Here is a 3,555-nt window from a genome sequence, read left to right on the forward strand (position 1 = left end):
GGAGCATTAGCTATGTCTGGATAACATCTAGCAGCTTCAGTACAGCTAAAAACTTTAGAAGCCGCAATGAGATATTTAATGTAGTCAATGTCGGTACACTTAGGTGGATTTATGTCCATAACTCCGTACGTTTTTAGAGAAACACTAAGCCATAAGTATATTTATAAAGATATCAAGTTTTCGGCATTTTAACTGCGTAAGTCCTAATAAATAAAAACATGTATGGTAAAATAAGAAGTTAAGAGTTTAATCAATCAGAGAGTTGATCGAACCCTTACTCAAACTGGAAATTGCAATTTATACCCTCCGGATCGAAACAGAGATTACAGGATACGCATCTTGCTTTTTTAACCTTCCCTGATTTGAATTTCAAAACAATGTCAGGTTCACTGATAAATGCCCTACTCATTGAAATCAGGTCTGCAGACCCGTTTTCAAGCAAATCATTAATAACCGAAAGCGACCTGATGCCGCCAACAAGAATAACTGGAATGTTCACTGCACTTTTTATTGCTTTAGAACAATCCCTGAAATATGCTTCTTTTGCAGGAGTATTGATTGCAGTCCTTATAGTTACCCCACCTGCTTCACTGATTCCTCCGCTTACCTCAATTGCGCAGACTCCAGCCTTTTCCAGAAGCTTTGCAATTTCTACGGCCTGGAAAATGTCAAGTCCCAGTTCAGCCTTTGAACAACAGGGCTGGAAGCCATCGGTAGCATTCATTTTGACCAGAATGGGAAAAGAATCTCCAGCCTCTTCTTTTATGCGCCTGACAATTTCCGTGACTATTCTTGTCCGGTTTTCTACCGAGCCTCCCCAGCGGTCAGTCCGCCTGTTCGTATAGGGAGAAATAAAATTACTTAAAAGAAAGCCGTGGGCACAGTGAAGCTGAACTCCGTCAAAACCTGCTTTTTTTGCCCTGATAGCCGCCTTTGTAAAAGCTTCGATTACTTCCAGGATTTCCTGTTCGGTCATTTCTCTCGGCACAACTGCCGAATGGCTGTCTTTTACTTTCGAAGGAGCCATTGGGACAGGATATTCGTCTGAAACACTTGCCTGACGCCCTCCGTGGACTATCTGGAGCACGATTTTGCTTTTGTACCTGTGCACTTTTTCGGTTATTTTCCGGTAGGGTTCAATAAAACGGTCATCATAGATGCCCTGCTGGTAGATATCGCTCTGCCCGCCCGGAAGGACATAGGAATAGCCGGTTATGATCAGTCCGACCTCATTTTTTGCAAGCTCTTCATAAAGGTCTCCGAGCCGGAAAGTTGGCGTTCCGTCTTCTTCAGCCAGAAATTCGTGAGTTGCGGACCTGACAAAGTGGTTCTGGAGTTTCAGGTTGCAGACAGTTATAGGGTCAAAAATCATGAGAAAAAATAGGCTAAGGGAAGGTAAATAATTATCCTGACCCTTGAATAAAGGAAGTCGTGCGTTAGAGATAAAGTTCTCTTCAACTGTGGCAAGAGAGGAGGAAGAAAAATTTACTCAGGCAATTTCACTTATGAATTCAATAGGATTATCCGGATCATCACAGATATTGAGATGCAGTTTTTCTGAACCACCTAAATTAGTAGCGTAACTTGCCGTTACTCTTTGTTCAAAAGTAAATTTATTATCTAAAATAATTTTATACCTGTAGTATCCCGGTTCGACAGTTATTTCAGGCGAAAAGATTTCATCCTCAGGATTCATTGTGTAGTTTTCTTTAAATACAGATTTATTATAGAAATCAAAAATCTCGATATGGATTTCATGGCTCTTTTTATCACTATTTCTCAGGGAAAATTCTAATGGATCTAACGAATGATGTTTCTTAATTTCTGTCTCTCCTCCTTTATTATAATACCTCCACAGAAGATGGACAATCTTTCCATCATACTTCTCGTCAGTTGAAGCGATCCCATATGATTGATTAAAAAAATCCACATTGACACAGCCGTCAATTGAATCGTCTTCTACTGTGAAAAAAACACTACTTTGCGGCTTTCCGGCAATGTATCCCATATAAGAATTTACATTTGGTTTTTGAATCTCTCTTTCTTGAAGTTTAAGTTCATAGTCCTCTCCCATGAGGTCCAGATTTACAGTTCCGTTCGAGGCTAATTCCCTGAACTTCGTAGGGTTCACTATTACAGTTTCAAAGCTATCACATGATTCAGGAGCCTTAATTGAATTCCTGTCAAGTATTATTTCTTTAAATATATCGTTCTCATCAGTTTCCGACAAATTCTTCTTTGAATTTTCACTAACAGAGGTTTCCCTGATTTTGTCGATATTTGCTGTTGCTATTTTAAAACCGCCCCAATCTATAGGAGACTCAAGAAAACTGCTATTATTCTCTATTTTTAGAATCAGATTTTTATTATCAGAAATGACCCCGCTGTTTGAACCAGAAGGAACCGAAAAGATTACAATTCCCAACAAGATTAGAGCTGCAGTAATTATTATAATACGCATAAATTTCCCTCATAAAGTAAGTATTATTATGATATATATTAAACTTAGACGATAAAGTATAAAAACTAGCTGAAATCTTAACTTCATAATTAATAGATTGAAAAAACTTAAAAAATAGATTAATACTTTAGCTTATATAAAGTAATATATATAAAGAGAATATACAGCTTTACTATTATAGCTTCATATTACCCTTTATACGAGCTTCATATTACCCTTTATACGAGTTACAAAAATTTACTCAGGCAACTGTAATTCCGAACGTAACAGGGTTTTCTGGATCATCAGAAATGTAGATGTATAGTGCTTCTGAAGAACTAACATCAGCTGCGTAATCTGCCTGTATTTTCTGTTCAAAAGTAAATTTATTGTCCAGAATAATTTCATACCTGTATTGTCCCAACTCGGCCTTTATTTTCGGTGAGGAAATCTTTTCCTCAGGGTCTATTGTGTAGTTTTCTTTGAACACGGATTCATTATTAAAATCAAAAATCTCAATAGACATTACATGCTTTTTGGAATCACTGTTTATGAGGAAAAATTGTAAAGGATCAATTTCCATCTTTTCCAGCCTTTCCTTTTCTTTTTTCCAATCTTGCATAAATACAATGTAAACTGTTTTGCCATTATATTTCTCATCAGTGGGTCTAATGTTATATGTCACATTCCTGGGTTTACCCAGCCCAACAGACCCACAAAAACTGTTTTTTTGTAAATATAAGTCAGCTCTACTCTCATTATACCCTACAACAGGTCCCGCATAAAAGTATTCATCTTCAGTGTATCTGGACGCCTCCTGGATTCGAATTTTATATTCTTCTCCCATTAATCTAAGAAATACATGGCCACTGTCTGCGGCTTTCCTGAGTTTATCGATATCTATGGTTACTGTTTCAAAATCATCCAAATCTTTCGAGAACTCAAGAAAACTGCTGTTGTTAACCTCTATTTTTTGAATTATATCATTGTCGTCCGGGATGTCTTTGTTGCTGGAGCCAGAATAAACAGCAAAAACGGCAATCCCCAATAAAATTAATATTGCAGCGGCTAGAATTTTAAAACGCATAGCATTGCCTCAAAATAACATTGTCTCA

At 37.3% G+C, this 3,555-nt stretch carries 3 protein-coding genes and 1 pseudogene; all 4 read right to left on the reverse strand.

What is annotated here, in order from left to right; translation table 11 throughout:
- A pseudogene (locus A9239_RS19055) lies at positions 1–119 on the reverse strand (IS701 family transposase); the annotation flags it as partial.
- A gap of 155 nt (positions 120–274) precedes the next feature.
- Entirely contained in the window at positions 275–1,372 is a 1,098-nt protein-coding gene (locus A9239_RS12835; protein ID WP_048118021.1) for an NADH:flavin oxidoreductase, read from the reverse strand.
- Between the two features lie 117 nt (positions 1,373–1,489).
- Complete coding sequence (locus A9239_RS12840) at positions 1,490–2,428, reverse strand: hypothetical protein (RefSeq protein ID WP_230669112.1); 939 nt, start codon at positions 2,426–2,428, stop codon at positions 1,490–1,492.
- A 274-nt stretch (positions 2,429–2,702) separates the two neighbouring features.
- The gene (locus A9239_RS12845) at positions 2,703–3,527 is read right to left on the reverse strand and encodes a hypothetical protein (RefSeq protein WP_048118027.1); all 825 of its coding nucleotides are present in this window, start codon (positions 3,525–3,527) and stop codon (positions 2,703–2,705) included.
- Positions 3,528–3,555 lie beyond the last annotated feature (28 nt).

The organism is Methanosarcina sp. A14 (assembly GCF_001729375.1).
In the GTDB taxonomy this organism is placed as follows: Archaea; Halobacteriota; Methanosarcinia; order Methanosarcinales; family Methanosarcinaceae; genus Methanosarcina; species Methanosarcina barkeri.